General features: G+C 65.3%; 1 protein-coding gene. It reads left to right on the forward strand.

The window, feature by feature from the left end; all coding sequences use genetic code 11:
• A partial coding sequence (gene repC, locus R7Q09_RS25640; protein WP_318143878.1) for a replication protein C, IncQ-type occupies positions 1-311 on the forward strand: 311 nt, incomplete at its 5' end.
• Positions 312-709: the final 398 nt, after the last annotated feature.

Consider the following 709-nt stretch of genomic DNA (forward strand, 5'->3'; position numbering starts at 1 on the left):
TCGCGCAGGCCGTCATGGGTGGCGGCCAGCATGTGCGCATCAGCATGGACGAGGTGCGGGCGCTGGACAGCGAAACCGCCCGCCTGCTGCACCAGCGGCTGTGTGGCTGGATCGACCCCGGCAAGACCGGCAAGGCGGCCATAGATACCCTGTGCGGCTACGTCTGGCCGTCAGAGGCCAGTGGGGCCGCCATGCGCAAGAGACGCCAGCGGGTGCGCGAGGCGCTGCCGGAGCTGATCGCGCTGGGCTGGACGGTGAACGAGTATGCGGCGGGTAAGTACGACATCGCACGGCCCAAGGCGGCAGGCTGACCCCTGCAATAACTGTCACGCCCCCCCCGTTAACTGTCACGCCCCCCCCCGTTAACTGTCACGAACCCCCCCGTTAACTGTCACGCCCCCAAACCTGCAAACCCAGCAGGGGCGGGGGCTGGCGGGGTGCTGAAAAAATCCATCCATGATTATCTAAGAATAATCCACTAGGCGCGGTTAACAGCGCCCTAGTGGGGCGCTGTTTGCCCTTGCCCAAAATGCCCGGCCAGAGGCCGGATAACTGATCTATCCGCTGCGCTAGGCTACACACCGCCCCCACCGCTCCGCGGTAGGGAAAAGGCGGGCCAAGGCCCGCAAACCCAAACCCCATGCACAGACGCCACAGGAAGCCGCAGACGCCTTTAGCCGCTTTAGCGGCCTTTACCCCTGCCCGCAGG

Source organism: Vibrio sp. 2130-1, assembly GCF_033339515.1.